At 70.5% G+C, this 25,160-nt stretch carries 21 protein-coding genes and 1 pseudogene; 5 read left to right on the plus strand and 17 right to left on the minus strand.

The features are described 5' to 3' along the window. Positions 1-41: 41 nt before the first annotated feature. Entirely contained in the window at positions 42-428 is a 387-nt protein-coding gene (locus tag KEC57_RS16040) for an SHOCT domain-containing protein (RefSeq protein WP_229385697.1), read from the plus strand. A gap of 22 nt (positions 429-450) precedes the next feature. Here KEC57_RS16040 and KEC57_RS16045 read toward each other — a convergent pair whose 3' ends face one another. The 7 genes and pseudogenes from KEC57_RS16045 to xylA form a co-directional block, all read right to left on the minus strand. Continuing rightward, on the minus strand, positions 451-996 hold the full coding sequence (locus tag KEC57_RS16045; protein WP_229385698.1) for a glutaminase: 546 nt from the start codon (positions 994-996) through the stop codon (positions 451-453). Next, on the minus strand, positions 993-2,192 hold the full coding sequence (locus KEC57_RS16050) for a cation:proton antiporter (RefSeq protein ID WP_229385699.1): 1,200 nt from the start codon (positions 2,190-2,192) through the stop codon (positions 993-995). Before KEC57_RS16050 ends, KEC57_RS16045 begins: the two co-directional genes overlap by 4 nt. A 57-nt stretch (positions 2,193-2,249) precedes the next feature. After that, entirely contained in the window at positions 2,250-3,467 is a 1,218-nt protein-coding gene (locus KEC57_RS16055; protein WP_229385700.1) for a lipase family protein, read from the minus strand. Positions 3,468-3,707: 240 nt separating this feature from the next. Next, positions 3,708-4,376 (minus strand): annotated as a pseudogene (locus KEC57_RS16060) (GTP pyrophosphokinase); the annotation flags it as partial. Between the two features lie 81 nt (positions 4,377-4,457). Continuing rightward, entirely contained in the window at positions 4,458-5,315 is an 858-nt protein-coding gene (locus KEC57_RS16065; RefSeq protein WP_229385701.1) for a transposase, read from the minus strand. A gap of 192 nt (positions 5,316-5,507) precedes the next feature. Beyond that, entirely contained in the window at positions 5,508-6,818 is a 1,311-nt protein-coding gene (locus KEC57_RS16070) for a xylulokinase (protein WP_267492743.1), read from the minus strand. A 125-nt stretch (positions 6,819-6,943) separates the two neighbouring features. Continuing rightward, positions 6,944-8,131 (minus strand): xylose isomerase, encoded by a 1,188-nt coding sequence (gene xylA, locus KEC57_RS16075; protein WP_229385703.1) that lies wholly within the window; start codon positions 8,129-8,131, stop codon positions 6,944-6,946. Between the two features lie 162 nt (positions 8,132-8,293). Between xylA and KEC57_RS16080 the strand changes: the two genes are divergently transcribed. Beyond that, positions 8,294-9,301, plus strand: coding sequence for a LacI family DNA-binding transcriptional regulator (locus tag KEC57_RS16080; protein WP_229385704.1), 1,008 nt, complete (start codon positions 8,294-8,296; stop codon positions 9,299-9,301). Positions 9,302-9,570: 269 nt separating this feature from the next. Here the strand turns inward: KEC57_RS16080 and KEC57_RS16085 are convergent, their stop codons facing one another. Genes KEC57_RS16085 through KEC57_RS16100 form a run of 4 tightly spaced genes read right to left on the minus strand, consistent with a single transcriptional unit; the run spans position 9,571 to position 15,182 of the window. Continuing rightward, entirely contained in the window at positions 9,571-11,961 is a 2,391-nt protein-coding gene (locus KEC57_RS16085; protein WP_229385705.1) for a beta-xylosidase/alpha-l-arabinosidase, read from the minus strand. Beyond that, a complete protein-coding gene (locus KEC57_RS16090) occupies positions 11,958-12,854 on the minus strand; it encodes a carbohydrate ABC transporter permease (protein ID WP_229385706.1) in 897 nt (298 codons plus the stop codon). Before KEC57_RS16090 ends, KEC57_RS16085 begins: the two co-directional genes overlap by 4 nt. A gap of 1 nt (position 12,855) precedes the next feature. Beyond that, positions 12,856-13,884, minus strand: a complete 1,029-nt coding sequence (locus KEC57_RS16095) for a carbohydrate ABC transporter permease (protein ID WP_229385707.1) — start codon at positions 13,882-13,884, stop codon at positions 12,856-12,858. Between the two features lie 2 nt (positions 13,885-13,886). Then, a complete protein-coding gene (locus KEC57_RS16100) occupies positions 13,887-15,182 on the minus strand; it encodes an ABC transporter substrate-binding protein (RefSeq protein WP_229385708.1) in 1,296 nt (431 codons plus the stop codon). Between the two features lie 125 nt (positions 15,183-15,307). Here KEC57_RS16100 and KEC57_RS16105 point away from each other — a divergent pair, with 125 nt between their 5' ends. Next, entirely contained in the window at positions 15,308-16,483 is a 1,176-nt protein-coding gene (locus tag KEC57_RS16105) for an ROK family protein (RefSeq protein ID WP_372457080.1), read from the plus strand. A 150-nt stretch (positions 16,484-16,633) separates the two neighbouring features. Then, positions 16,634-18,055, plus strand: coding sequence for an aspartate aminotransferase family protein (locus tag KEC57_RS16110; RefSeq protein ID WP_229385710.1), 1,422 nt, complete (start codon positions 16,634-16,636; stop codon positions 18,053-18,055). A gap of 7 nt (positions 18,056-18,062) precedes the next feature. Here the strand turns inward: KEC57_RS16110 and KEC57_RS16115 are convergent, their stop codons facing one another. Both KEC57_RS16115 and KEC57_RS16120 read right to left on the minus strand, forming a co-directional pair. Then, positions 18,063-18,383, minus strand: coding sequence for a DUF7882 family protein (locus tag KEC57_RS16115; RefSeq protein ID WP_229385711.1), 321 nt, complete (start codon positions 18,381-18,383; stop codon positions 18,063-18,065). Between the two features lie 20 nt (positions 18,384-18,403). Continuing rightward, positions 18,404-18,985: a TetR/AcrR family transcriptional regulator gene (locus KEC57_RS16120; protein WP_229385712.1), complete on the minus strand. Its 582-nt coding sequence runs from the start codon at positions 18,983-18,985 to the stop codon at positions 18,404-18,406. 49 nt (positions 18,986-19,034) lie between these two features. Here KEC57_RS16120 and KEC57_RS16125 point away from each other — a divergent pair, with 49 nt between their 5' ends. After that, a complete protein-coding gene (locus tag KEC57_RS16125) occupies positions 19,035-20,105 on the plus strand; it encodes an SDR family NAD(P)-dependent oxidoreductase (protein WP_229385713.1) in 1,071 nt (356 codons plus the stop codon). Between the two features lie 53 nt (positions 20,106-20,158). Here KEC57_RS16125 and KEC57_RS16130 read toward each other — a convergent pair whose 3' ends face one another. The 4 genes from KEC57_RS16130 to KEC57_RS16145 all read right to left on the minus strand — a co-directional run bounded on the left by KEC57_RS16130 (position 20,159) and on the right by KEC57_RS16145 (position 25,119). Next, complete coding sequence (locus KEC57_RS16130; protein WP_229385714.1) at positions 20,159-21,718, minus strand: SLC13 family permease; 1,560 nt, start codon at positions 21,716-21,718, stop codon at positions 20,159-20,161. Positions 21,719-21,760: 42 nt separating this feature from the next. Then, entirely contained in the window at positions 21,761-22,921 is a 1,161-nt protein-coding gene (locus KEC57_RS16135; RefSeq protein ID WP_229385715.1) for a cystathionine gamma-synthase, read from the minus strand. Further along, positions 22,918-23,898, minus strand: coding sequence for a pyridoxal-phosphate dependent enzyme (locus KEC57_RS16140; RefSeq protein ID WP_229385716.1), 981 nt, complete (start codon positions 23,896-23,898; stop codon positions 22,918-22,920). The genes KEC57_RS16135 and KEC57_RS16140 overlap by 4 nt, the downstream gene beginning before the upstream one ends. A 198-nt stretch (positions 23,899-24,096) precedes the next feature. Continuing rightward, positions 24,097-25,119 carry an LLM class flavin-dependent oxidoreductase gene (locus KEC57_RS16145; protein ID WP_229385717.1) on the minus strand — a complete coding sequence of 341 codons (1,023 nt, stop codon included), beginning with the start codon at positions 25,117-25,119 and terminating at the stop codon, positions 24,097-24,099. Positions 25,120-25,160 lie beyond the last annotated feature (41 nt).

Here is a 25,160-nt window from a genome sequence, read left to right on the forward strand (position 1 = left end):
GGGCGGCGAGCGCCGTCCGCGAACGACGAAGGGCGAGAACGATGAACCTCTGGGACTACCTGGTGTGGATCTTCTGGATCTGGCTCATGATCGCGTGCCTGTGGATCTTCATCTGGATCGTGATCGATGTGTTCCGTGATCACACCTTGAACGGCTGGGCCAAGGCGCTCTGGGTGATCTTCCTGGTCTTGCTCCCGTTCCTGGGTGCACTGGTCTACCTCATCGCACGGGGCGGCTCGATGACGGCTCGTGAAGCCGCACGCGCATCCGCGGCGCAGCAGGCGCAGGCCGCCTACATCCGTGACGTGGCGGGGACGACGTCATCGCCGTCGCCCGCGAACGAGATCGAGCGCGCGCAGCAGCTGCTGGCCTCGGGCACGATCACGCAGGCCGAGTTCGACTCGCTCAAGGCCAAAGCACTGGCCTGATCGCGACTCCGCCCGCGAGGGGTCACGCCCTCGCGGGCGGATCGAGCAGCAGCGCGATCCGCTCGGCGAGATAGCCATCGAGGGGCACGTAGCCGCCGGCCGCGCTCCAGCGGACGCTCACGACGCCGTCGACGAGGGCGAGCGGCTCGGTCCTCCCGGCCTCTCCTCGCACCGCTGGCGCGTCCTGCCGGCCCTCGGGCGACCTGGGCCCCGCCGCGCCCCGATCCACGGCCTCGGCATCCAGCACCCGCCATCCGATGTGCACCGTCTCGCCCTCGCGGAAGCCGCCTCTGCTGGCGGCGGCCGCGAGTTCCGCGCGTCGGCGCTGAGCCACGGCGGTGTACCCGCGCGGGGCATCCGCGCGCGCCCGCACGACCTCGCCGGTCGCGAGCACCGCATCGTCGGTGAGCAGCAGCACGCCCAGGTGCCACGCCTCGCCCCGTCGCTCCACACGCGGAGCCCGTGCGACGCCGAAGATCCGCCGGGGCTCGACGAGCTCGCCCAGCGCCTCGCGCGGCGCCTCGCTCAGCCGTGCGCGCGCTGCGTCGAGAAGCTGCCGGCACGTCATGCCATGTCGTCCTGCATCGCCCCGCTCGAGCGCACCTTCTCACCGCGCAGCGCCATGCCGATGAGCGGGAACAGCAGGACCGACAGCATGCCGGTCGCGACGAGCACGGCCTGCTGCGACGAGGTCAGGATGCCTTCGTCGACGCCGATCGCGGTGACGGCGACGATGATCGGCAGCCCGGTGGCCCCCAGCAGAACGATCGAGAAGCGCTCGCGCCGGCTCGAGCCCTCGGGCGCGGCCAGCATGGACGGCAGCCCGCGGATGACGAGCAGGGCCACGAGACCGACGGGCAGCAGCAGGAACAGCACGGGCTGGTCGAGCAGCGCCTGCAGGTCGAAGGTGACACCGGTGTAGATGAAGAACACCGGCACGAGGAAGCCGAACGCGACGCCCTCGATCTTGCTCTCGACGGCCTCACGGTCCTCTTCGGAAGCGTCGCGCATGATCAGGCGCCAGATGATGCCGGCGGTGAACGCACCCAGCAGCATGTCGAGATCGAGGACGATGCTGAGGGCGACCAGCGCCGCAAGGATGAGGAAGACGACACGGATCGCGAACTGCCCGGACGTGTGCAGCGTCGTGTTGACGAACTTGTGCATCGCACCGTGGGGCAGCTGCAGCGCCAGCCAGATGCCGCCCGCGGCGACCAGGACGAACACCGCGAGGATGACGGTCGAGAGTCCCGGCTCGCGCCCGCCGAGGAAGATCGAGATGGCCACGAGCGGCCCGAACTCGCCGATCGCGCCGATCGCGCCGACGGCCCGCCCGAACGGGGTGCGCAGCTCACCGGCATCGCGGAGGATCGGCAGCAGCGTGCCGAGGGCGGTGGAGCACAGCGCGACCCCGATGACGATGGCGGCTTCGCCCGGCGCCAGGAGGAACCCTGCCGCGATTCCCGCGGCAAGACTGATCAGCCAGCCCAGAGATGCCCGCCGGCCGAGGCGGCCTTGGAACGAACCGAACTCGATCTCGGTGCCGGCGACGAAGAACAGCATCGCCAGGCCGAAGTTGGCCAGCGTGTCGACGAAGTCCGACGGCACGGCCCAGCCGAGCAGAGCGGGACCGACCACGATGCCGAGCACGAGCTCGAACACCACCACCGGGATGCGCACCCAGCGGCCGAGCCCTCTCGCGAAGAGGGGCGCGAGCACCGCCAGGATCGGAATCACCAGCAGCGTCGGTTCGAGGTCGTCCACGTGAGAAGACTAGCGATGCGGGGTCATCGGGTCTCGACACCGTCGACGAAGGCTCCGTCAGCCGGTGGCGACGCGATCGAGCCAGCGCAGCATCGCGGGCAGCGCCAGGAACGCGATCGTCCCGTGCGTCGCGATCGGGACCTCGTGGAGCGTCACGGGGATTCCGAGGGATGCCTCGTGCCGAGCGAACTTCTCGGTGTCGGCGGGCAGGATCAGCTCGTCGTCGAGACCCTGCGCGAGGAACAGCGGTGCGTCGAAGGCGGTCGCACCCGCGGAATTCTCGGCGAACAGGCTCGCCCACGGCTCGGTCTTGGTGGGATCGGCGGTCGTGAAGTCCCCCACGAGCGGGCCGCCGATCTCGTGCAGCTCGGAGATGTGCGTCAGCAGACACAGCTCGTTCATACGCGGAACGGTCTCGAGCGCAGCGGGCGTGAGGATGCCGTCGAGCGGCGCATCAGGGTAGACGCCGGCGTACGCGGTGAACGCATACGAGCCGATGGTGACTCCCGAGATGTCGTCGAGATGATCGCTCATGAGCCCCGACAGGTCGGCCGCCGGCGCAGCTGCGGCGACGGCGAGGATGTCGAGTTCGGGGGCGTACGCCGCGGCCCGCTCGGCCGCGAAGAGCACCGCCTGCCCTCCTTGCGAGTGCCCCCACAGCACGACCCGGTCGTTCGCCCGAGCCTCGGGCACGGCCCGCGCGGCACGCGCGGCGTCGAGCACCGCATTGCCGCCAGTGGCGCCCACGAGGTACGAATCGGCACCGTCGGTGCCCATCCCGACGTAGTCGGTCGCGACGACCGCGTAGCCCCGATCGAGGAGGAAGCGCAGGCCCTCGATACCGAGGAACGGGTCGAAGCCGTACGACGGCGCGCACTCGCGCGCAGCCCCTGTCGTCGGATGCCCCCACGACACGATCGTTCTGCCTTGGGGCGGGGCCGGCGTGAGCGGCACGACGAGCACACCGGTCGACACCGCCGGGTCGCCGTGCACGTCGGTCGTCCGGTACATGATGCGCCACGCACGACTCGCGAACGGCGTGCCGAGGAGAGCATCGAGCTTCACGATCGTGCCGGGATCGCCCACCGCCGCATCGGCCGGCTGGCTGTAGAACGCATCGACGCCCGGCCGCTCCAGCGCGTCACCGACCACGCGCACCTGCTCCACGGCGACAACACCGCCCACCACCGCGAGCGCCGCAGCCATGAATGCGATGGCGAAGCGAGGGCCACGCCCCCGACCGCGCGCTCGTCCCGTGCGCAGTTGACGTGACATGCGCCGACGCTATCGCCTTCGGCGGGTCCAGGTGTGCGGCGGGCGTCAGATCGCGCGGGTGCGAACCGTTCCGGTGACGGGTGCCGCGGCATCCGTCGACGACACGGGCGCACTCTCGGCGGACGGCGCTGTGTCAGCGATCCGATCGTCGCCTGCCTCGACGGGAGCGCCACCCTCGTCGATCTCGGCATTCTCGCCCACGCCGGCGTCGACCCCGCCGCCGCGGTTGCCGCCGCGCCGGATCTCGGTGTGCAGACGCTCCATGCGCTGGTCGAGCTCGGCGGCGGTGTCGGCGGCATCCTTGAGGCTCGCGAGGAGCCCGTCCGGCACGCGGGTGTCGTACTTGTAGTAGATCTTGTGCTCGAGGCTGGCCCAGAAATCCATCGCTATCGTGCGGAACTGCACTTCGACGGGCACCTCGATGCGGCCCGTAGAGAGGAACACCGGCACCTCGATGATCGCGTGCAGGCTCTTGTATCCGTTGGTCTTGGGCTCGGCGATGTAGTCCTTGACGGTGATGAGGCGCACGTCATCCTGTGCCGTGAGCAGGTTGAAGAGGCGGTAGACGTCGGCGACGAAGCTGCAGGTGATGCGCACTCCGGCGATGTCGGTGATGTTCTTTCGGATCGCCGCGAAGTCACCGTCGACGCCCTTGCGCTGCACCTTCTCGACGAGGCTGTCGGGCGACTTCACCCGGCTCGAGACGTGCTCGATCGGGTTGTAGTCGTGCGTGAGCAGGAACTCATCACGCAGGATCCCGATCTTGGTCTCGATCTCCTGCAGCCCGAAGCGGTACTCCATGAGGAACCGCTGCAGCTCGTCGCGCAGCTCTCGCAGCTCTGCGGCCGAGACGGTGATCTCGGCATCGTCGGACGTGGTCGCGTGCACCAATGGTGCGGGATTCGCCATGCCTCCACGCTATGCAGGATGCCTACGAGAGTCCTGTGAAGAGCGGATGCCGTCCCGCCGTTGCGGAGGCGGGCGAGCGGATCAGAGGGTGTCGAGCGTGCGCTTCGCGCGGTCGGCGTCTGCTCCGGCAATGCGGGACTTCTCCTTCGCCCGGGCGTGCTCCTCATCGAGGCCCGCGAGCTTCGCCGTCGCCTCGGATGCCTCCTCCTCGAGACGGGCGAGATCGCGGCGGAGATCCTCGATGCGCTCGGCGATGTGGTCGGCGCGTTCCTGCGCCTTGACCTGCCGCGCGTCGATGCGCGCCAGCTCGCGGTCTGCCTCGTTCGCGAGCCTCTCGGCCTCACGGACCGCCTTCTCCGCCGCCTTGCGCGCGCGGCGTTCGGCCAGATCGTCCCGCACCGGGGGCACTTCGGCTCCCGGGATCGAACCCCCCACCGCTTCGGCGAGCGCACCGGGTTCGATGTCGCCGGCCTCCAGCGGCGCGACGAGCCGGGCGGTCAGGACGGCGGCCGCGGCCGAGGCATCCACCACCGCCGCGTTGATCGTCTTCTCGACGTCGTCGCGCGCGGCCCCGCTGACGGCGACACCGGCGCTGCGCGCGAGCTCGACCGCCTGCGACGCGAGCCCGGCGACGAGCGCCCGCCGCTGCCGGCCGAGACGCGAGAGCTCGGCGGAGTCGAGGTCGTCCTGAGCCTCGCGCAGCGCTGCCGACAGCTCGACCGCCTCGGCGAGCTGCCCCTCGCGCGCGAGCAGATTCACCGTCCAGGCCGCGACCGTCGCCTTGCGCAACGCCTTGACCCGCTTCGCGAGAGAGGGATCGGATGCCGCCGCCCGCGCATTGCGGGCCGCGGTGAACTCCGCCGGGGGCAGGGCGTACAGCTCGGCGGCGATCGCGTCGAGCTGCGCATCGACATCATCGGCGGCATCGGACTGCGGCATCCGTCCATTCTGCCGCTCCGCGGTTCACAACTCCGGAAATGCGAAACCGAACCCGCAGTTGCGTCGCGAAAACACCGGCTTCCCCGCCTCCGGAGGCTCCTCGCCTCCGGAGTTGCGAACACCCGGGAGGCTGCGGAGGACGCGACGCGGCTGCCGCAGGGGGCGCGGGCAGAACTCCTCGCCCGCGGCGGGTCAGCCGGCGGCCAGCACCGACGCCGCCTGGCGGGCCGCGCCGAGGGCGACGTATTCACCGGGCTCCGCAACGACGACGGGCAGGCCCAGCACGAGCGGCGCGATGGCCCGCACCGCTTCGGACTGGGCCCCGCCGCCGACGAGGAGGGCGCGCTCGAGGGGGACGCCCAGCCCGCGCAGCGCCTCGAGACCCGCGGCGAGCCCCGAGAGCATGCCCTCGACCGCCGCGCGGGCGAGGTTCTCACGAGTCGTCGAAGCGAGGGTCATGCCCGTGAGCGACCCCGTCGCATCCGGGAGATTCGGAGTGCGTTCGCCCTCGAAGTACGGCACCAGGGCGAGCCCATCCGCACCGGGAGAAGCCGCCAGAGCGAGCCGGGAGAGCTCGGCGTGATCGACTCCGAGCACGCGCCCGATCGCATCGAGCACGCGGGCGGCATTGAGGGTCGCGACGAGGGGAAGGAACCGGCCCGTGCAGTCGGCGAAGCCGGCGACCGTCCCGGTGGGGTCGATCGTGCGATGCTCGCTGACGGCGAAGACCGTTCCGCTCGTGCCGATCGACACCACGACGTCTCCGGGCCCCGCACCGAGCCCGAGGGCTGCACCCGCGTTGTCGCCGGCGCCGCCGCCGACGCGGCGACTCGCGGCATCCGTCACCCATTCGTCGGGGCCGAGCACGCGCGGCAGCACCGCGTCACGGCCGAGCGCGGCGACCAGCAGGTCGCGGTCGTAACCGTCGGTGCCCGCCGGCGGCGAGCGCGGGTTCCAGTAGCCGGTGCCCGAGGCATCCGATCGATCCGTCACGAGCTCGTCGAGCACCGGCCCGCGCGGAGCCTCGTCTTCGGGACCGAATCCGCGCAGGCGCCAGGTGAGCCAGTCGTGCGGCAACGCCACCGCGGCGACCCGCGCGGCGTTCTCGGGCTCGCTGTCGCGGAGCCAGCGCAGCTTCGTGATCGTGAAGGATGCGACGGGCACCAGGCCCGTCCGGCGAGCGAGTTCGTCCGCACCGAACTCGGCGATGAGATCTGCTGCGGCGCCCGCCGAGCGGGTGTCGTTCCACAGCAGGGCGTCGCGGATCACACGGCCGTCGGCATCGAGAGCGACCATGCCATGCTGCTGCCCGCCGATCGCCCATGCCTCGACGTCTTCGAGCCCGCCGGCGTCGGCGATCGCGGCCTGCAGCGCCCGCCACCACGCCGCGGGGTCGACGGACGTGCCGTCGGGGTGCGAGGCGCGGCCCTGGCGCACGATCGCGCCGGTCGCGGCATCGGTCAGCATGACCTTGCACGATTGCGTCGATGAATCGACGCCCATCACGAGCGGCACGGTTGCTCCTTGCGTGTGAGGCTGAGACAGGGGATTCCGCACGAGACCGGGGGCATAGCCCTCGGTCTCGGCGTGAATCCCCTGTCTCGGCGAGAGGTGTGCGGTCGGATGCCTCAGCGCGCGCCGAGGAGGTGCTCGGTGGCGAGCTGCTGCAGACGCACGAACCCGAAGCCCTTGCCGCCGAGGTACGCGTCGGTGTCGAAGTCCTCGTAGGCGGACCGGTCCGCGAGGAAGTCGTCGTACGACTCCCCCGGGTTGAGGGTCGGCACCGAGAGCTCGGCGACCTTCGCCGCGGCGAGCGCCTCCTGCACCTCGGGATCGGCGCGGAAGGCCGCGGCGCGCTCCTTGAGCAGCAGGTACGTGCGCATGTTGGCGGATGCCGAGGCCCACACTCCGGTCTCGTCCTCGGTGCGCGAGGGCTTGTAGTCGAAGTGCCGGGGGCCGTCGTAGGCCGGCACGCCGCCCGGGCCGCCGTTCTCGAGCAGGTCGACGAGGGCGAACGCATTGTGCAGGTCGCCGTGACCGAAGACGAGGTCCTGGTCGTACTTGATGCCGCGCTGACCGTTGAGGTCGATGTGGAAGAGCTTGCCGTGGTACAGCGCCTGGGCGATGCCGGCGGCGAAGTTGAGCCCGGCCATCTGCTCGTGGCCGACCTCGGGGTTGACGCCCACGAGCTCGGGGCGCTCGAGCGAATCGATGAACGCGATCGCGTGACCGAGCGTCGGCAGCAGGATGTCGCCGCGGGGCTCGTTGGGCTTGGGCTCGATCGCGAAGCGGATGTCGTAGCCCTTGTCGGTGACGTAGTCGCCGAGCAGGTTCACGGCTTCGCGGTAGCGCTCGAGCGCCGCGCGGATGTCTTTCGCCGAGTCGTACTCCGCGCCCTCGCGGCCGCCCCACATGACGAACGTCTTGGCACCCAGCTCAGCGCCGAGGTCGAGCTGGCGGAACACCTTGCGCAGCGCGAAGCGTCGCACGTCGCGGTCGTTCGAGGTGAACCCGCCGTCTTTGAAGACGGGAGCCGAGAACAGGTTGGTCGTCACCATCGGCACGATGAGGCCGGTGTCGGCGAGCGCGCCCTTCAGCCGGTCGATCTGGGTCTGACGCTCGGCGTCGGTCGATCCGAACGCGAACAGATCATCGTCGTGGAAGGTGAGGCCGTAGGCGCCGAGCTCGGCGAGCTTCTCGACCGCGTGGACCACGTCGAGATGATTGCGGGTCGGACCGCCGAAGGGGTCGGTGCCGTTGTAGCCGACGGTCCAGAGACCGAACGAGAACTTGTCGGCGCGAGTGGGGGTGGGCATGACGCTCCTGTTCACCGGTGAACCTAATTGTTGTTGACGACAACCTATACCAGATCGGATGCCGCGTCCACTCCCGATGGCACACGCAGGTCTTCACTCGGCCATCCCGCGGTCGGAACATCGAATCGCGATTTCGATAGTTTCGAGCGCTACGATCGACGCATGACCGACGGCTCGCGCGTGACCCTCGCCGCCATCGCCGCCGAGGCCGGCGTCTCGCTCGCGACGATGTCGAAGGTGCTCAACGGACGCACCGATGTGGCCCCCGACACGCGTGCGCGTCTCGAGGAGCATCTCGCGCGTCACGGATATATGCGGCGCGGGGCATCCCCGCGCAAGGAGTTCGTCGAACTCGTGTTCCACGAACTCGAGCCGAGCTGGTCGATGGAGGTCATCGAGGGCGTCGAGGACGTCGCCCACGCCGCCGGCCTCTCGGTCGTGCTCACGGTGAGCGGCGACCGCCACACCCCTTCCGCGGACTGGATCGACGGGGTCCTCCGCCGCCGACCGGTGGGCGTCGTGCTGGTGTTCTCCGACATCCAGGAGCGTCACCGCGAAAAGCTGCGCTCGCGCGGCATCCCCTTCGTCATCGTGGACCCGGCAGGCGACCCCTCGCCCGACGTGCCGTCCGTGGGCTCGGCGAACTGGTCGGGCGGGCTCATGGCGACACGCCACCTCATCGAGCTGGGGCATCGACGGATCGCCGCCATCACCGGGCCCGAAGACATGATGTGCTCGCTCGCCCGCGTCGACGGCTACCGCTCCGCCATGAACGCCGCAGGGCTGCCGATCGACCCCGACCTCATCCGCTTCGGCGACTTCCACCCCGCCGGTGGCGAGCGCCATGCCCACGACCTGCTGGCCCTCGCCGACCCGCCGACCGCCATCTTCGCCGGCAGCGACCTGCAGGCGCTCGGCGCGATCGCGGCCGGTTCGGCTGCGGGGCTGCGCGTTCCCGACGACCTGTCGGTGGTCGGCTACGACGACATCGCCCTCGCACGCTGGATGAGCCCGCAGCTCACGACCGTGCACCAGCCGCTGCGGCGCATGGGCGAGGAGGCCACCCGCCTCGCGCTGCGACTGGCCGACGGCGCCACCGCCGAGACCCTCCGCATGGACCTCGCGACGCACCTCGTGGTTCGCGGCAGCACGGCCGCGCCCTCTCGCTGAGCAGGAGCATCCGCTCGGCAGGCTCAGGGAGATGCGCCGCGCCCCGAAACCTGCCTGTCTCAGGCGTCCATTTCATGTGCTGTCACCGACCGCACACGATCCACCCGCACCCAGCGTGTGGCCTCGGCGAGAGCACATGAAGTGGACTGACGTGCAGGAGAACTGCGCTCCCACAGGAGCTTCGCGCCGCGGAGCGCCCCACCGCCAATCCTCCTGTGGAGGCGCACATCTCGTGTGAACACGCGGCGACAGGCACGCCGGCGAGCGCGTCACCGGCCGCGTGTCACCGTCACCTCCGCGTGCAGCGCGCGCGTGTGGTCGACGACACGCGGCTCGCCGGTGATCCGCACGGAGCGCGTGGCCACGATGTCGGCGCTGGAGCGGCCGAAGCCCAGCACGAGTTCGCCCGGCTCGACGATCCGCCGCCCGTCCGCTCCAGTGAACGCCGCCAGATCGGCCGGCACCTCGAACGACACGCGGACGCGCTCCCCCGGCTCCAGCGGCACCCGCGCATAGGCGATGAGCCGCTGCACCGGGCGCACGACCGAGGCGACCGGATCGTGCAGGTACAGCTGCACGACCTCCGCGCCCGCACGCTCCCCGGCGTTGCCGACGTGGATCGACACCGTGACAGCGCCGTCGGCAGGCATCTCCGGCGCCGAGGATGCGGCATCCGACCACACCGACAGGGCATAGCCGAGACCGTGCCCGAACGCGTACGCGGGTGCGGGATCGATGTTCGACACATCGCCCCCGCGCGCGAGGGTCGAGGCGAGATACGTCGACGGCTGGGCACCGGGGTCGCGAGGGATGCTCACCGGCAGCCGTCCGCTCGGGTTCACCCGGCCGCTCAGCACGCCGGCGATCGCACCCGTTCCCTCCTCGCCCGCGAAGAAGGTCTGCACGATCGCCGAGGCGCGCTCGGGCGCGGAGCCGAGCGCGTACGGCCGCCCGGCGAGCATCGTGACGATCGTCGGCACCCCGGCCTGGAGCATCGCATCCAGCAGCTGCTGCTGCGATCCCGGAAGCGTGAGGTCGGCCGCGTCACAGCCCTCACCGCTCGTGCCGCGCCCGAACAGCCCCGCACGATCACCGAGGGCGAGGACGACGACATCGGCGCTGGAGGCGACGTCGAGGGCCTCGGCGAATCCCTCGGTCTCGCCGCCGTCGATCGTCGTGCCGGCGGCGAACGCGATCTCGGCGTGCGGGAACTCGGTCGCCAGCGCGTCGCGCAAGGTCGGCAGCTCGATCCCGAGGGGGACTTCCGGATGCCGCACCCCGACGTGGGAAGGGAACGAATAGCATCCGAGCACCGCGTACGGGTCGTCCGCCACCGGGCCCACGACAGCGATGCGCGTCGCTCGGGTGAGAGGCAGCACTCCGTCGTTGCGCAACAGCACGATCGCCTGCTCGGCGATGCGGCGTGCGAGCGCGCGGTTCTCGGGCGGATCCAGATCGACTCGCCCGCGGACGGCGTCGGCCGAGATATCACCGGCAGAGGACCCGCCTGCGTCTGATCCGCCGAAGGCTGCCGGCACCGGGCTCCAGTCCGCGTCGAGCATGCCGAGTCCGGCCTTCTGACGCAGGACCCGACCGAGCGCTCGGTCCACGAGCGCCTCGTCGACCCGGCCCTCCTCGACGGCGCGCACGAGGTCGGTGCCGAAGGTCTTGACGGTGGGCAGCTCGACGTCGATCCCCGCCGCGAGGGCGGCGGCCGCGGCATCCGTCCATGTCTCGGCGATGCCGTGGAGCTCGCGCAGGAACGCGATCGAGAAGTAGTCGGCGACCACCGTTCCGTCGAAGCCCCAGGTCTCTCGCAGCAGCTCGGTGAGAAGACGCGGGTCGGCGGCCGTGGGGATGCCGTCGAGGTCTGTGTAGGAGTTCATCACCGACCGCACCCCGCTTTCGCGCAGTGCCATCTCGAATGGCGGCAGCAGCACGTCTGCGAGTTCCCGCGGACCGACCGAAACGGGTGCCAGATTGCGTCCGCCCTTCGAGGCCGAGTAGCCCACGAAGTGCTTGAGTGTCGCGATGACCCCCGCCGACTCGACGCCCTGGATGTAGGCGGTGGCGACGGTGCCGACGAGATACGGGTCCTCGCCGATCGTCTCCTCGACCCTGCCCCAGCGCGCATCGCGCACGACGTCGAGCACCGGGGCGAGCCCCTGGTGCACGCCCACGGCACGCATGTCGGCGCCGATCCGGCCGCCCATCTCGCGCACCAGCGCGGGGTCGAACGTCGCGCCCCAGCTGAGCGGAACGGGGTAGGCGGTCGCACCCCAGGTCGCGAACCCGGCGAGGCACTCCTCGTGCGCGAGAGCCGGGATGCCGAACCGGTTCGCCGCCATGATCCGCTGCTGCGCGCGCATCAGCGACAGGGCGCCCACCGCGGGATCCACCGGAGCCGTCCCGAACGGGCGCGTGAGCTGACCGAGACCGGCCGGAAGCAGCGCGTCGAGATCGACCTCGTCGTTCATGTCGTGCTGGTGCGGGGCCACGTCTTCCCCGTCGGCGGATGCTCCGACCCACACTCCGTAGAGCTGGGCGATCTTCTCCGTCACCGTCATCTCGGCGATGAGGGCGTCGACGCGTTCCGCGACCGGTCGCGCGGTCTCGCGCCACGAAGGTGTGCGGATCGTGGAGTGCTGTTCGAGGGTCATCCCTTCACCGCCCCGGTGAGACCGCCGACGATCCGCTTCTCGGCGAGGAGGAAGAACACCAGCGCCGGGATCATCGCGAGCGACGTGTACGCCAGCACGGCCCCGGTGTCCTGCGAGTACTGCGACGAGAACTGCGTCACCCCGAGCGGCAGCGGCCACAGCTCCTGCGGCAGCGAGCCGGTGGAGATCACCAGCAGCGGCAGCAGATATCCGTTCCAGCTCGCCACGAACGCGAGGATGCCGACCGTGATCAGGCCGGGCTTGGCGAGCGGCAGGAGGATGCGCCAGAAGAAGCCGATGCGCGTCGCGCCGTCGATCATCGCCGCCTCTTCGAGCTCGTCGGGAATGGCCCGCAGGAACGGCACCAGGATGATGATGGTCGTGGGCAGCGCGAACGCGATGCCCGGGATGATCACGCCGAGGTACGTGCCGTGCAGGCCCAGCGTGCGCAGCAGCAGTGTGAGCGGCAGGGCGGCGACCGTCAGCGGGAACATGAGCCCCGCGGCGAACAGCGTGTAGAGCCCCTGCCGGCCGCGGAAGTCGTACCGCGCGAGCACGAATGCCGCCATGATCCCGGCGATCACGACGCCGACGGTGGTGGCGACCGCCAGCAGGGTGCTCGCGAAGACGTTGCCCCAGAACCGGGGGGCGCTGAGCACCGCGATCCAGTTCTGCACGGTCCACGGGTCGGGCCATCCCGCAGGGTCGGCGTTGAGGTCGGCAGTCGTGCGGAACCCGCCCAGGAAGACGTAGACGACCGGGCCGATCGCGACGGCGGCGACGACCAGGGCGACGAGGTAGACGAAGGGCTGGCCCCAGTCGAACCGGCGACCGGCCGGCTCCGCGGCGCGGGGCGCCGCGTCGCCGGTGACGATGGTGGTGGTGGCGGACATCTCAGCGCACCGCCTTTCTGCGGGAAGCGGGCTTTCTGCTGCGGCGTGGTGCGGTCACGGCGCCCGTGAGGTCTCGGCGCAGCGCGAAGCGCTGATACGCCAGAGCGATGACGAGGGAGATGACGAAGAGGATCACGGCGATGGCGCTGCCGTAGCCGGGCTGCCCGGCGAACTGCCCCTGCTGCACCATGTAGGTCGCCATGGTCTCGGTCGCGATGCGCCGGACCGCGGGCGCGACCGTGACCCAGACCATGTCGAAGACCTGCAGCGATCCGATGATGGACAGGAACGCCCAGATACGGATCGTGGGTCCCAGGAGCGGCAGCGTGATGTGCCGCTGCACCTGCCACCAGGTCGCCCCGTCGATCTGCGCCGCCTCGGCGAGCTCTTCGGGGATGCCCTGGAGCCCGGCGAGGAACAGCAGGATCGCGAAGCCGATGTACTTCCAGGTGAGGATGAAGAAGATCGTCCACAGCGCGATCGAGGGATCGGCGAGCCAGTTGCGGGTGAACGCGCCGAGGCCGAGCGACTCGAGAGTCGCGTTGACGGCGCCGTTCGGCTGCAGGATCAGCTTGAAGGAGAGTCCGGCGATGACCTCCGCCAGCACATACGGGACGAAGATCAGCAGGCGGAAGATGCTTCTCCCGCGGAGCCGGCGGTTCAGCAGCAGCGCGACCCCGATCGCGATCGGCCCCTGCACGAGCAGCGACATCGCGAGGATGAAGAAGGTGTTGCCGATCGCGCGCTGGAACTCGGGAGTGGTCAGCGCGCGGACGTAGTTGTCGAACCCGACGAAGCGTCCGGACTCGGCGAGGTCCTCCCACTGGAACGCGGGGGGCAGGTTGTAGAAGCTGTAGACCCCGGCGAGGATCACCGGCAGGATCACGAAGCCGAGGAACAGCACGAGCGCGGGGCCGGCGAACAGGAGGATCTCGAGACGCTTGCGTCCCGAGCGGCGGCGGGGCGCGCGCACCGGCAGGGGGCCCGGGCCCGCGGTGACCGCGGGCCCGGGCGTGGTGAGGGTCGCCATGGCTACAGGGTCGCCGCCGCGTCCTGCATCCGCTGCACGATCTCTTCGGGCGTTCCGGTGCCTGCGAACAGGTTGACGATGCCCTCGTTCATCGCGTTTCCGACGGTGGTGCCGAATGCGGTGTCGAACCAGAGCTGCACGAAGGATGCCGCGGCGAGGCCGTCGGCGACCATCTTCAGGTTGGGGTCCTCGAGCGAGGACTGCGCCGCGGGCACCGTGGGGATGCCGGAGCCGCTGGCCGCGAACTTCTTCTGCACGTCTTCGCTCATGATGTAGGCGAGCAGTTCTGCGCACTCCGGCGGAGCATCCGCGGAGCAGCCGAAGCCGTCGCCGCCGCCCAGCGCGGCGGTCGGGTCGCCGTCGGCACCGGCGATGCCGGGCACGGGGAACCAGCCGAGGAAGGCGGGCACCTCCTGATCGGGCGTGAGGCCGCCGATCACGCCGGCGTTCCAGTGGCCCATGAGCTCCATCGAGGCCTGGCCGTTGGCGACGAGGCCTGCCGAGCTGCCTGCGCCCTGCTGGGCGGGCGTGCCGAGGAAGCCGTCCTGGAACGGCTCGACGCCGAGGAAGTCCTGCAGCTGCTCGCCCGCTTCGACCCAGCACGGGTCGGTGAAGTCGAACTCGGTCTCGGCGGCGGCGAGCGTCTCGGGCGAGCACGACTTGAGCGCGAACTGGTACCACCAGTGCGCCGCCGGCCAGCCGTCGCCCGCACCGACGGCGATCGGCGTGCTGCCGGCCTCGCGGAGGGCGCCGACGACCTCGACCAGCTCGTCGAAGGTGGTGGGCACCTCGGCGCCCGCGTCGGCGAACTGCTCGGTGTTGTACCAGAAGCCCTCGACGCCGAAGGTGAACGGGATGCCGTAGGTGACGCCGTCGACCTGCCACGGGTTCACCGTCGCACCGACGCTCTCGACGGTGTCGCCGATGACGTCATCGAGCGGCATGAGATAGCCGTTCTCCACCTGGCCCCGCAGCTCGCCGCCCGGCCACACCTGGAAGAGGTCGGGCGGATCGCCCGCAGCCAGCGCGTTCGGGATGAGCGTGCGCTGCAGCTCCTCGTTCTGATAGCCGGTCTGCTCGACCGTGACGCCGGGGTGGGCCTCTTCGAACTCGGCGGCCACCTCTTCCCAGACCGCGGGCATGGGTCCCGAAGTGGCGTTGTGCCACCACGTGAGAGTGACCCCGTCGCCGTCTTCTCCGCCGCCGCCATCGCCGGCCGAACAGCCGGCGAGAGCGCCGGCCGCGATACCTGCTGCGGCGATTCCTGCGAAGACGCGCATCCTGCTGCGTGTGTTCATCTTCGAACCTCTCGAAAGTTTCGACTTCGACGTCGAAAGTGATGTGGACGTGCTCAGAGTACGTCAGAGAGGGATTTGAGGTCAAGGGCAACAAATACCCTGAACGGGGGCATTCCGCCCGTACAGTGAGTCGGGTGACCGATCCGCTTCCCGCCGTCGAGGGCATCCGCCAGCGAAACCTCGCCCGGCTGCTGCGCCTCGTGCACCTCGAGGGCCCGCTGTCACGGGCCAGCCTCACCGAATCCACCGGCCTGAACCGCTCGACCGTCGCCGACCTGGTGGCAGAGCTCGCCCGTCTCGGCCTCGTCGCCGAGCACGCTCCCGACCCGTCCCGACGCGTCGGACGCCCCTCCCCCGTGGTCGCCGTCGATCACACCGTGCTCGCCCTCGCCGTGAACCCCGAAGTGGACGCCCTCACCATCGCCGCGGTCGGGCTCGACCACACCATCGCGCGGCGGGAGCGCATCGACCTGGACCACCTGCTCACTCCCGCCGAGACCGCTGCCCTCGTCGCCGCACGACTGCGCGCCTGGCGCTCCGGCCCGCTCGCCGCGGCACGCATCGTCTCGGTGGGCCTGGCGGTGCCCGGACTCGTCCGCGCAGCCGACGGGCTGGTGCGCAACGCCCCTCACCTGCGCTGGATCGACGCGCCGCTGCGCGACCTCGTCTCGGCCGCCACGGACCTTCCGACCGTCGTGGGCAACGACGCCGCGCTCGGCGCCCTCGCCGAGCACCTCTACGGCGCCGCACGCGGCATCGATGACGTCGTCTACCTCAACGGCGGCGCGAGCGGCATCGGCGGCGGGCTGATCGTGCACGGGATGCCGGTGGCCGGCGCCGGCGGATACTCCGGCGAGTTCGGCCAGAACCGCCCCGGCATCGCCGCCGACACCGACCGCCGCGCCGAGAACGGGGTGCTCGAGGACGAGGTCAGCCGGGCGCGCCTGCTCGCCGCCGTCGGCCTGCACACCGCGGACGAGCCGACCCTCGCCGCCGCACTCGGGGCATCCGAAGACCCCGCGGTGGAGGCGGAGCTCGCCCGGCAGCGCCGCATCCTCTCCACCGCCCTCGCCAACGCCGTGAACGTGCTGAACCCCTCGGTCGTTGTCCTGGGCGGCTTCCTCGCCACGATCGCCGCCCACGATCCGCAGGGGCTCCTCGACGCCGTCGCCGCACAGGCCATGCCCTCCACGATGGAGGGTCTCGACATCCGCGTCGCCTCCCTCGCCGAGGACCGCCTGCTCATCGGCGCCGCCGAAGCCGCCTTCGCGGATCTGCTCCGCGACCCGACCGCGCTCTGACGCGCCCCGCGCCGCCCCCGCGCCGGATGCCCGGCCATCCGCACGGCGGACGGTCCGCCGCAACGACCGGCGGATCAGGACGAACCGTCGTGGACACGCTCGATGTCCTCGCGAGTATCGTCGGGAGCACGTCCAGACGGAAGGCCCGCTATGTCGACCACGACCGAACGCCACGCCCGCACCGACCGCCCCGCGAGGAGCGAGGCCGAGCTGCAGCAGATGGCGAAGGACCACCTCTGGATGCACTTCGCACGGCAGTCCGTCATGACCGACGGTCCGGGCGTGCCCATCATCGTCAAGGGCGAGGGCCACCACATCTGGGACTCGCAGGGCAAGAAGTACATCGACGGCCTCGCGGGGCTCTTCGTGGTCGCCGCCGGCCACGGTCGCAAGCGGCTCGCCGAGGTCGCGGCCACGCAGGCCGAGCAGCTCGCGTTCTTCCCCATCTGGTCGTACGCGCACCCGGCGGCCATCGAGCTGGCCGATCGCCTGGCCGACTACGCGCCGGGCGACCTCAACAAGGTCTTCTTCTCGACGGGCGGCGGCGAGGCCGTCGAGACCGCGTTCAAGCTCGCCAAGTACTACTGGAAGCTGCAGGGCAAGCCCACCAAGCACAAGGTGATCTCACGCGCGGTCGCCTACCACGGCACTCCGCAGGGCGCGCTGGCGATCACCGGCATCCCCGCCATGAAGGCGATGTTCGAGCCCGTGACGCCGGGCGGATTCCGGGTGCCGAACACGAACTTCTATCGCGCCGACGACATGGGCGCCCCCTCTCACGACATCGAGGCGTTCGGCGTATGGGCGGCCGACCGCATCGAGGAGATGATCCAGTTCGAGGGTCCCGACACGGTCGCCGCCGTCTTCCTCGAGCCGGTTCAGAACTCCGGAGGCTGCTTCCCGCCGCCGCCCGGATACTTCCAGCGCGTCCGCCAGATCTGCGACAAGTACGACGTGCTGCTGGTCAGCGACGAGGTCATCTGCGCCTTCGGGCGCATCGGTCACATGTTCGCGTGCGACGCGTACGGCTACGTCCCCGACATGATCACGTGCGCGAAGGCGATGACCAGCGGCTACTCGCCGATCGGCGCGACCATCGTCAGCGACCGCATCTACGAGCCGTTCGCGCACGGTGACACGGCGTTCTACCACGGCTACACCTTCGGCGGGCATCCGGTCTCGGCCGCCGTCGCGCTCGAGAACCTCGACATCTTCGAGGAGGAGGGGCTGAACCAGCACGTGCGCGAGAACTCGCCGATCTTCCGCTCGACGCTCGAGAAGCTCACCGATCTGCCGATCGTCGGCGACGTGCGCGGAGACGGGTACTTCTTCGGCATCGAGCTCGTCAAGGACAAGACGACCAAAGAGACGTTCGACGACGACGAGTCCGAGAGGCTGCTGCGCGGATTCCTCTCGAAGGCGCTGTTCGATGCCGGCCTGTACTGCCGTGCGGACGACCGCGGGGATCCGGTCATCCAGCTGGCGCCGCCCCTCACGGTGGGCCCCGCCGAGTTCGACGAGATCGAGCAGATCCTCCGCGGCGTGCTCACCGAGGCCTGGGCCAGGCTCTGACGCCTGCTCAGCCCTGAGCGTCGGGCAGTTCGTCCTCGGTGGGCTCGGGCAGGATGGTCAGCCCGCTCGGGCCGCTCGCGGCCTGCATGAGCTCTTCGATCCACGCACGATTGATGCGGGGCTGACGACTGCCGAAGAAGTGGAACTGCAAGGGCACCGCGGGGTGGATCCAGAAGCTGCGGCGACCGCTGCCGTCACCGATCTCGATGTCGAACATGAAGGGCTCCGACCGGCGGAGCTTGTTCATCACGACGATCCGAAGGTGCGCGAGAGTACGGTCGTCGATATCGACGGAACTGCCCGTCGTGTCGTAGATGAACCTGCCCATATCTGGAGCCTAGTGCCGCGTCATCGCGGAGCGAATGCGGCGCGGAAGAGCGCTCTGGCACGCGCGGCGACGGCGGGCCGCTGCGCGGGATCGGATCGCGCGAGTTCGGTCGCGAGCATGCCGGTCGCCATCGTCACGTCCTCCGTCTCGACGTGTCCGCCGATCCGGCCCGCGTCGCGGTCGCGCTCCACGACGCGCGCGACCAGATCGTGGAAGCGCGCCCCGAGTCCGGCGACGCGGGGGTCGCGCAGGTCGGCGGTGATCAGCTCGATGAACGCGGTCGAGACGACGGCCTGCTCCACGACCAGGTCGAGCAGATCGTCGATGGTGCGGTCGGCAGGAGCGGTGTCGTCCTCGAGACCGCGCACATTGTCTTCGAAGACCGCGACGGCCAGCGCCGTGCGGTCGGGGAAGTGCCGGTAGAGGCTTCCCTGGCCGACACCGGCGCGCTTGGCCACGGCGCTGAACGGCGCACCCAGCCCGCCCTCGGCGTAGACCTCGCGCGCGGCGGCGATCAGGGCGCGGCGATTGTCGGCTGCGGCGGCGGGACCGCGGTTCTGGCGTGAGAGGGAACTCACGCGGGGGGATGCGGTACTCGGCACGGGTGTAGCCTAGTACCGGACACTGTTGTCCGGTTGAAAGGAAGCAATCATGACCACCAGCACCACGCCGCTGACCGGCGACACCTCCATCGCGAACTGGCTCGACGACCCCATCGGCGGCGCCATCCTTCGCGACATGCTCGCCCAGGGCGGGCAGACCGCCGACGCCTTCAAGCCCGTCCGGCGCCTCGCGATCAAGCGCCTCGTGAAGCTGAGCCGCGGCGCGTTCACGCAGGAGGCCCTCGACGACATCATCCGCCGCGCTGCGGCCGGCGAGGTGCCCGAGGGCGCCCCGGCGCCGAGCACGATCGACGAGGACGAGGCATCCGCCCCCGCCGCACCCGCGGTCGCACTCCGCGAGTGGACCGAGCGCCTCGACCAGGGCCGATTCACCGGCAAGACCGTCATCGTCACCGGGGCCGGCTCCGGCATCGGTCGCGCCACCGCCTCGCGCGTCGCGCGCGAAGGCGGACGCGTGGTCGCCGTCGACGTCAGCGGCGAGCGCCTCGACGAGTTCGTGGCCGAGCATCCCGCCGCCGACATCGTGCCCCTCGTCGCCGACATCACCGACGACGCCGGCATCGCGCAGATCATCGCCGCCGCCGGTGAGACCGTCGACGCCCTCGCCAACATCGCCGGGATCATGGACGACATGACGCCGGTGGGCGAGATGACGGATGCCGTGTGGCAGCGCGTCTTCCGCGTGAACGTCGACGGCACCATGAAGCTCATGCGCGCGGTGATCCCCGGCATGCTCGCCCAGGGCGGCGGATCGATCGTGAACACCGCCTCGGAGGCGGCGCTGCGCGGCTCGGCCGCCGGCGCCGCCTACACGGCCTCCAAGCACGCCGTCGTCGGCCTCACGAAGTCGAGCGCGTTCATGTACGGCCCCAGCGGCATCCGCGTCAACGCCGTCGCACCCGGTGCCACCATCACCAACATCGAGGCCACGTTCGCGTCACCGCTGGGCGCGGAGCGCGTGCGCACCGCGATGGCGATCCTCCCCGACCCCGCCGAGGCCGATGCCCTCGCGGCGTCGATCACATTCCTGCTCAGCGACGACGGCGTGAACGTCAACGGCGTCGTGCTCGCGAGCGACGGCGGCTGGTCGGCCGCCTGATCCCGAACCGCGGCGCCCCGGCCGACCCGAACGGCCGGGGCGTCGCGCACCACTCAGAACGGCCAGATGAGCGGGACGTAGAAGACCGCCATCAGGAGGAAGAACAGCACGAGCGGCAGTCCGAGCTTCCAGTAGTCGCCGAAGCGGAATCCCGCCGGCTCCATCACCATGAGGTTGACCGGGGTCGCGATCGGGGTGAGGAACGCCGCGGCGCCCGCGACGGTGAGTGCCATCATGAACGGCTGCACCGAGAGGTCGAGCGCCTGCGCGACCGAGATCGCGATCGGCGCCACGATGAGCACCGTCGCGGTGTTGCTGATGAGCTGCCCGAGCACGACGGTCAGTCCGCACAGCGCGAGCAGGGCGGCATGGGGCCCCGCGTCACCGAGGGCCGACAGCATCCATCCCGCGACGAGGTCGGCGGTGCCGGTCTGGATGAAGGCGGTCGACAGCGGGATCATCCCCGCGATCAGCACCACCGTCGTCCACGAGATCGAGTGGTAGGCCTGCGTCGAGGTCACCGTGCGCGTGAGCACGAGCGCGCACGCGGCCAGCAGCGCCGCGACAGCCGGCGGCACGAGCCCGGTCGCCAGCAGGATGATCATCGCGAGCAGGATGACGATCGCGCGCTTCGCGCCGCGCCCCAGCGGCACCGAGCGCCGCAGCCGCTGCGGGTCGTCGACCGCCAGGATCCCCGGCTCGCTGGAGCGCCTCGACAGGTCGTCCCACGCGCCCTGCAGCAGCAGCGCATCGCCGGCCTGCACGAGGAACTCCGTTCCCTTCAGCTGCTCGTCGCCGCGGCGGGCGGCCAGCACCACGAGGTCGCCGTCAGGGGTGGTCATGCCGGCGCAGACCCGCTTGCCGATGAGCGGCGACCGGGGCGCGACGACGACCTCGGTGATGCCGGTGTTCGGGCCGAGCAGCGTGCCGGTGTCGAGCGTGAGCGAGTACTGCTGGCGCAGCAGCCGCGCATGGCGCACGAGGTCGACCGGCATGAGCGCCCCGGTCCGTTCGGGCACGAGCCCGCCGCCGAGCAGGAGGATCACGACGGCGCCCACCACGACGGGGATGCCGACCAGCGCGAACTCGAAGAAGCCGAACGTGCGCCCGCCGGCCGCCGCCGCGAAGTCCGAGACGAGGATGTTCACCGGGGTGCCGGTCAGCAGCAGCAGCGAGCCCGCGGATGCCGCGAACGCCAGGGGCATGAGCAGCCGCGACGATGTGATCCCCGCGCGCGCTGCCACCACGACGACCAGCGGCAGGAGCGCCGCGACGGCGCCGTTGATGCTGATCAGGGCCGACAGCACCGCCACCAGCAGCGCGATAACGACGATGAGCGTGCTGCGCTTCGTGCCGGCGCGCCCGATCACCATCTGGCCCGCCCACGCGGTCACCCCGGTCGCATCCAGCGACTCGCTCACCACGAACAGCGCCGCGATGAACAGCACCGTCGGGTCGCCGAATCCGGCGAGCGCCTGCGGGAGCGTGAGCACTCCCGTGAAGAAGAGCGCGAGCGCGACGCCGATGGCGACGATCCCGATCGGCACGCGGTTGCTCATGAACGCGGCGACAGCGAGGACCAGGATGACGAGGGTTGCGGCGACGGGGTCCACGACCTCAGCGTAGCCACCGCCCTCGCCCGGCGGCGGGTCGCGTCAGAGCCCGGCGAGCGCTTCGTCGAGATCGGCGATCAGGTCGGCGACGCTCTCGATCCCGACCGAGAGTCGCACCACCTCCGGCGGGACGGCGAGCTCGGTGCCGCGCACCGAGGCGTGCGTCATCTCGTCGGGGTAGTTCATGAGCGACTCGACCCCGCCGAGCGATTCGGCCAGCTGGAAGAGCCGGGTCGACTCGGCGAAACGTCGCGCGGCCGCGGAATCCGCCAGTGCCACCGAGACGATGCCGCCGAAGCCGCTCATCTGCGCCGCGGCGAGTTCGTGGCCGGGGTGCGACACCAGCCCGGGGTAGTAGACGCGCGCCACCGCGCCATGCCCCTCGAGGAACTCGGCGACGGCCTGGGCGTTCTCGCCGTGGCGCTGCATGCGCAGGGCGAGGGTCTTGATCCCGCGCGTGGTGAGCCACGCGTCGAGCGGGCCCGAGACCGCGCCCACCGCGAACTGCAGGAACTTCGCCTGCTCGAACAGGGCGTCGTCGTTCAGCACGAGCGCGCCGCCGACCACGTCGGAGTGGCCGCCCAGGTACTTCGTGGTCGAGTGCACGACCACGTCCGCGCCCAGCGCGAGCGGCTGCTGCAGGGCGGGCGACGCGAACGTGTTGTCGACCACGACGAGGGAGCCTGCGTCGTGGCCGAGTCGGGCCAGCCCCGCGATATCGGTGATCCGCAGCAGCGGGTTGCTCGGCGTCTCGACCCACACGATGCGCGCAGGGCGCTCCTCCAGCGCGGCGCGCACCCGGTCGAGGTCGCTCATGTCGACGACCCGCACCCCGATCCCCCAGCCGCCCAGAACCCGCGCGATGAGCCGGTAGGTGCCGCCGTAGACGTCGCTGCCCAGCAGCACCTCGTCGCCGGGCTTCAGGACCGCACGCAGCAGGGCGTCCTCGGCGGCCAGGCCCGATGCGAACGACAGCGCGTGAGCCCCGCCCTCGAGCGCTGCCAGCTGCGTCTCCAGCGCCGTGCGCGTCGGGTTGCCGCTGCGGCCGTACTCGTAGCCCTCGCGGAGCCCGCCGATGCCGTCCTGCGCGTACGTGGTGGAGAAATGCACCGGGGGGATGACCGCACCGGTGGTCGGGTCGAACGCCTGACCGGCGTGCACGGCACGGGTCTCGAATCCGCGGTCAGTGGTGGGCTCGCTCATTCGTGTGCTCCCTTGTCGGTGTCGATCTCGAATCCGCGCTCGCGCATCCAGTCGTCGTCGTAGAACTTGCTCAGGTAGCCGCGGCCGTGATCGGGCAGCAGCACGACCACGACCGCCTCGGCCGGGAGGTCGCGGGCCGTGCGCAGCGCCGCGACGACGGCCATCCCACTCGATCCGCCGACGAGCAGGCCCTCTTCGCGCGCGAGCCGCCTGGTCATGGCGAAGGATTCGGCATCCGACACCCGGTGGATCTCGTCCACCACCGTCGGATCGTAGGTCTCGGGCCAGAAGTCCTCACCGACGCCCTCGACGAGGTACCCGTGCAGAGGACCTCCCGAGTAGATCGACCCCTCGGGGTCGGCGCCGACGACACGCACCGCGCCGCCCGACACCTCGTGCAGAAACCTCCCGGTGCCGGAGATCGTGCCGCCGGTGCCGATGCCGGCGACGAAATGTGTCACCGTGCCATCCGTGTCGCGCCAGATCTCGGGGCCGGTGCTCTCGTAGTGACTGAGCGGGCCGTTCTGGTTCGCGAACTGGTTGGGCTTGAATGCGCCCGGGATCTCGCTGACGAGCCGGTCCGACACGCTGTAGTACGAGCGCAGGTCCTCTGGAGGCACGCTGGTGTCGGTCACGACGACCTCGGCGCCGTAGGCCTTCAGTACCGCGACTTTCTCGCCCGCGAACTTGTCGGGCACGACGAAGATCATGCGGTAGCCGCGCTGGAGGGCGACGAGCGCCAGCCCCACGCCGGTGTTCCCGCTGGTGGGCTCGACGATGGTGCCGCCGGGCTGGAGAAGACCGTCGCGTTCGGCGGCGTCGATGATGCGGCGGGCGATGCGGTCCTTTGCGGAGCCGCCGGGATTCAGATATTCGACCTTCGCGAGCACCGTGGCGGCGATGCCGTCGGTGACACGGGTCAGTTGGACGAGAGGGGTGTTGCCGACGAGGTCGGCCACGCTCTTGGCGTAACGCACGGATGAGTCCTCGGTGTTGCCGCGCGGGTGCGCGGGGAGATCTGTCGGGGTCGCGGAAGTGTGTGAAGCGAAGGCTTCAGCAGCAGGGGCGACAACAACGACAGGTCAACACGCGGGTCAGTCTAGACGCCGGTCGCGGGCCGCGTCGAGACGGATGCCGCGCGCCGACTCGGGACGGCCGCAGCGGGAGAGCCGCCATCACCGCAGCAGCGGTCCGACTTCGACGGCGATGCGCTCCAGCTCGTCGTGCGCGGGCGAGGACTGGATCAGCAGCAGCGTGACGCCCGCGTCCCGGAACTCGCGGATGCGCTCGGCGACCTGTTCCGCCGTGCCGACGAGGTCGGGACGCAGGCCGCGCGTGCCGACCGAGTACTCCCGCTTGGAGAGCTCGACGTCCAGTTGCGAGTTGCGCACGAACTCCTCGAACGACGCGTAGCCGGGCGAGGACGGATCGACGGTCGTGATGCGCTCCAGCTCTTGGCGGGCCTGCGCCTCGGTGTCGCGGACGATGACGTACGCCGACATGGCGAACTCGTCGAAGGGCAGTCCGTGGCGGCGCAGACGGCGCTCGTTCATGTCGTCGACCTTCTCGCGCACCTCGTCCACGGTGCCGCCGTGCAGCGCGTACGAATCGGCGAACCCGGCGATCGACTCGCGGCCGTGCTCGCTCTCGCCTCCCGCGAAGACGGCAGGCACCACACGCGGCTTGGGTTCGAGGATGGTGTCCTGGACCGTGAAGTGGTCCCCGGCGTACGAGAACGGCGTCTCGCCCCACGTTCCCCTCAGGATCTCGACGAACTCGCGTGCCTGCTCGTAGCGCTCGTCGTGACGGGTGAACCGGCCGCCGTACTGCTTCGCCTCCTCCTCCCACCATGCGGCGACGACGTTCAGCGCGAAGCGTCCGCCCCCGATGTCGGTGATCGTGGACGACTCCTTCGCCGTGACGGCGGGCAGATGGAAGCCCGGCCGCACCGCGGTCATGACGCGGAGGCGCTCGGTCGTCGCGAGGATCGCACTCGTCAGCGACCAGGCCTCGAGGCTCGGCGCCTGCAGGCCCTTGCGGTCGTTGAGATAGAGCTCGGGCACGAGAGTCGTGTCATAGCCGAGGCGGTCGGCCAGCTGCGACAGCGACTTGATGTAGTCCCAGGTGGCCGGCATCCCTTCGTCACCGACGTTGCGGAGGAACCCCCCGTAGACGGGAGTCCAGTATCCGAGTCTCAAGGTGGCTCCAGAGGGTGAGGGGGCGGAGTGCAGCGGAATCG

This window comes from Microbacterium allomyrinae (assembly GCF_020682705.1).
GTDB classification, from domain to species: domain Bacteria; phylum Actinomycetota; class Actinomycetes; order Actinomycetales; family Microbacteriaceae; genus Microbacterium; species Microbacterium allomyrinae.

Bases quoted from the DNA above. Each gene is read 5' to 3' on its own strand.
- KEC57_RS16125 (WP_229385713.1), top strand. From the start codon at position 19,035: ATGACCACCAGCACCACGCCGCTGACCGGCGACACCTCCATCGCGAAC.
- KEC57_RS16065 (WP_229385701.1), bottom strand. From the start codon at position 5,315: ATGCCGCAGTCCGATGCCGCCGATGATGTCGATGCGCAGCTCGACGCG.
- KEC57_RS16080 (WP_229385704.1), top strand. From the start codon at position 8,294: ATGACCGACGGCTCGCGCGTGACCCTCGCCGCCATCGCCGCCGAGGCC.
- KEC57_RS16040 (WP_229385697.1), top strand. From the start codon at position 42: ATGAACCTCTGGGACTACCTGGTGTGGATCTTCTGGATCTGGCTCATG.
- KEC57_RS16055 (WP_229385700.1), bottom strand. From the start codon at position 3,467: ATGTCACGTCAACTGCGCACGGGACGAGCGCGCGGTCGGGGGCGTGGC.
- KEC57_RS16045 (WP_229385698.1), bottom strand. From the start codon at position 996: ATGACGTGCCGGCAGCTTCTCGACGCAGCGCGCGCACGGCTGAGCGAG.
- KEC57_RS16090 (WP_229385706.1), bottom strand. From the start codon at position 12,854: ATGTCCGCCACCACCACCATCGTCACCGGCGACGCGGCGCCCCGCGCC.
- KEC57_RS16070 (WP_267492743.1), bottom strand. From the start codon at position 6,818: ATGGGCGTCGATTCATCGACGCAATCGTGCAAGGTCATGCTGACCGAT.
- KEC57_RS16110 (WP_229385710.1), top strand. From the start codon at position 16,634: ATGTCGACCACGACCGAACGCCACGCCCGCACCGACCGCCCCGCGAGG.
- KEC57_RS16085 (WP_229385705.1), bottom strand. From the start codon at position 11,961: ATGACCCTCGAACAGCACTCCACGATCCGCACACCTTCGTGGCGCGAG.
- xylA (WP_229385703.1), bottom strand. From the start codon at position 8,131: ATGCCCACCCCCACTCGCGCCGACAAGTTCTCGTTCGGTCTCTGGACC.
- KEC57_RS16100 (WP_229385708.1), bottom strand. From the start codon at position 15,182: ATGAACACACGCAGCAGGATGCGCGTCTTCGCAGGAATCGCCGCAGCA.
- KEC57_RS16135 (WP_229385715.1), bottom strand. From the start codon at position 22,921: ATGAGCGAGCCCACCACTGACCGCGGATTCGAGACCCGTGCCGTGCAC.
- KEC57_RS16115 (WP_229385711.1), bottom strand. From the start codon at position 18,383: ATGGGCAGGTTCATCTACGACACGACGGGCAGTTCCGTCGATATCGAC.
- KEC57_RS16095 (WP_229385707.1), bottom strand. From the start codon at position 13,884: ATGGCGACCCTCACCACGCCCGGGCCCGCGGTCACCGCGGGCCCGGGC.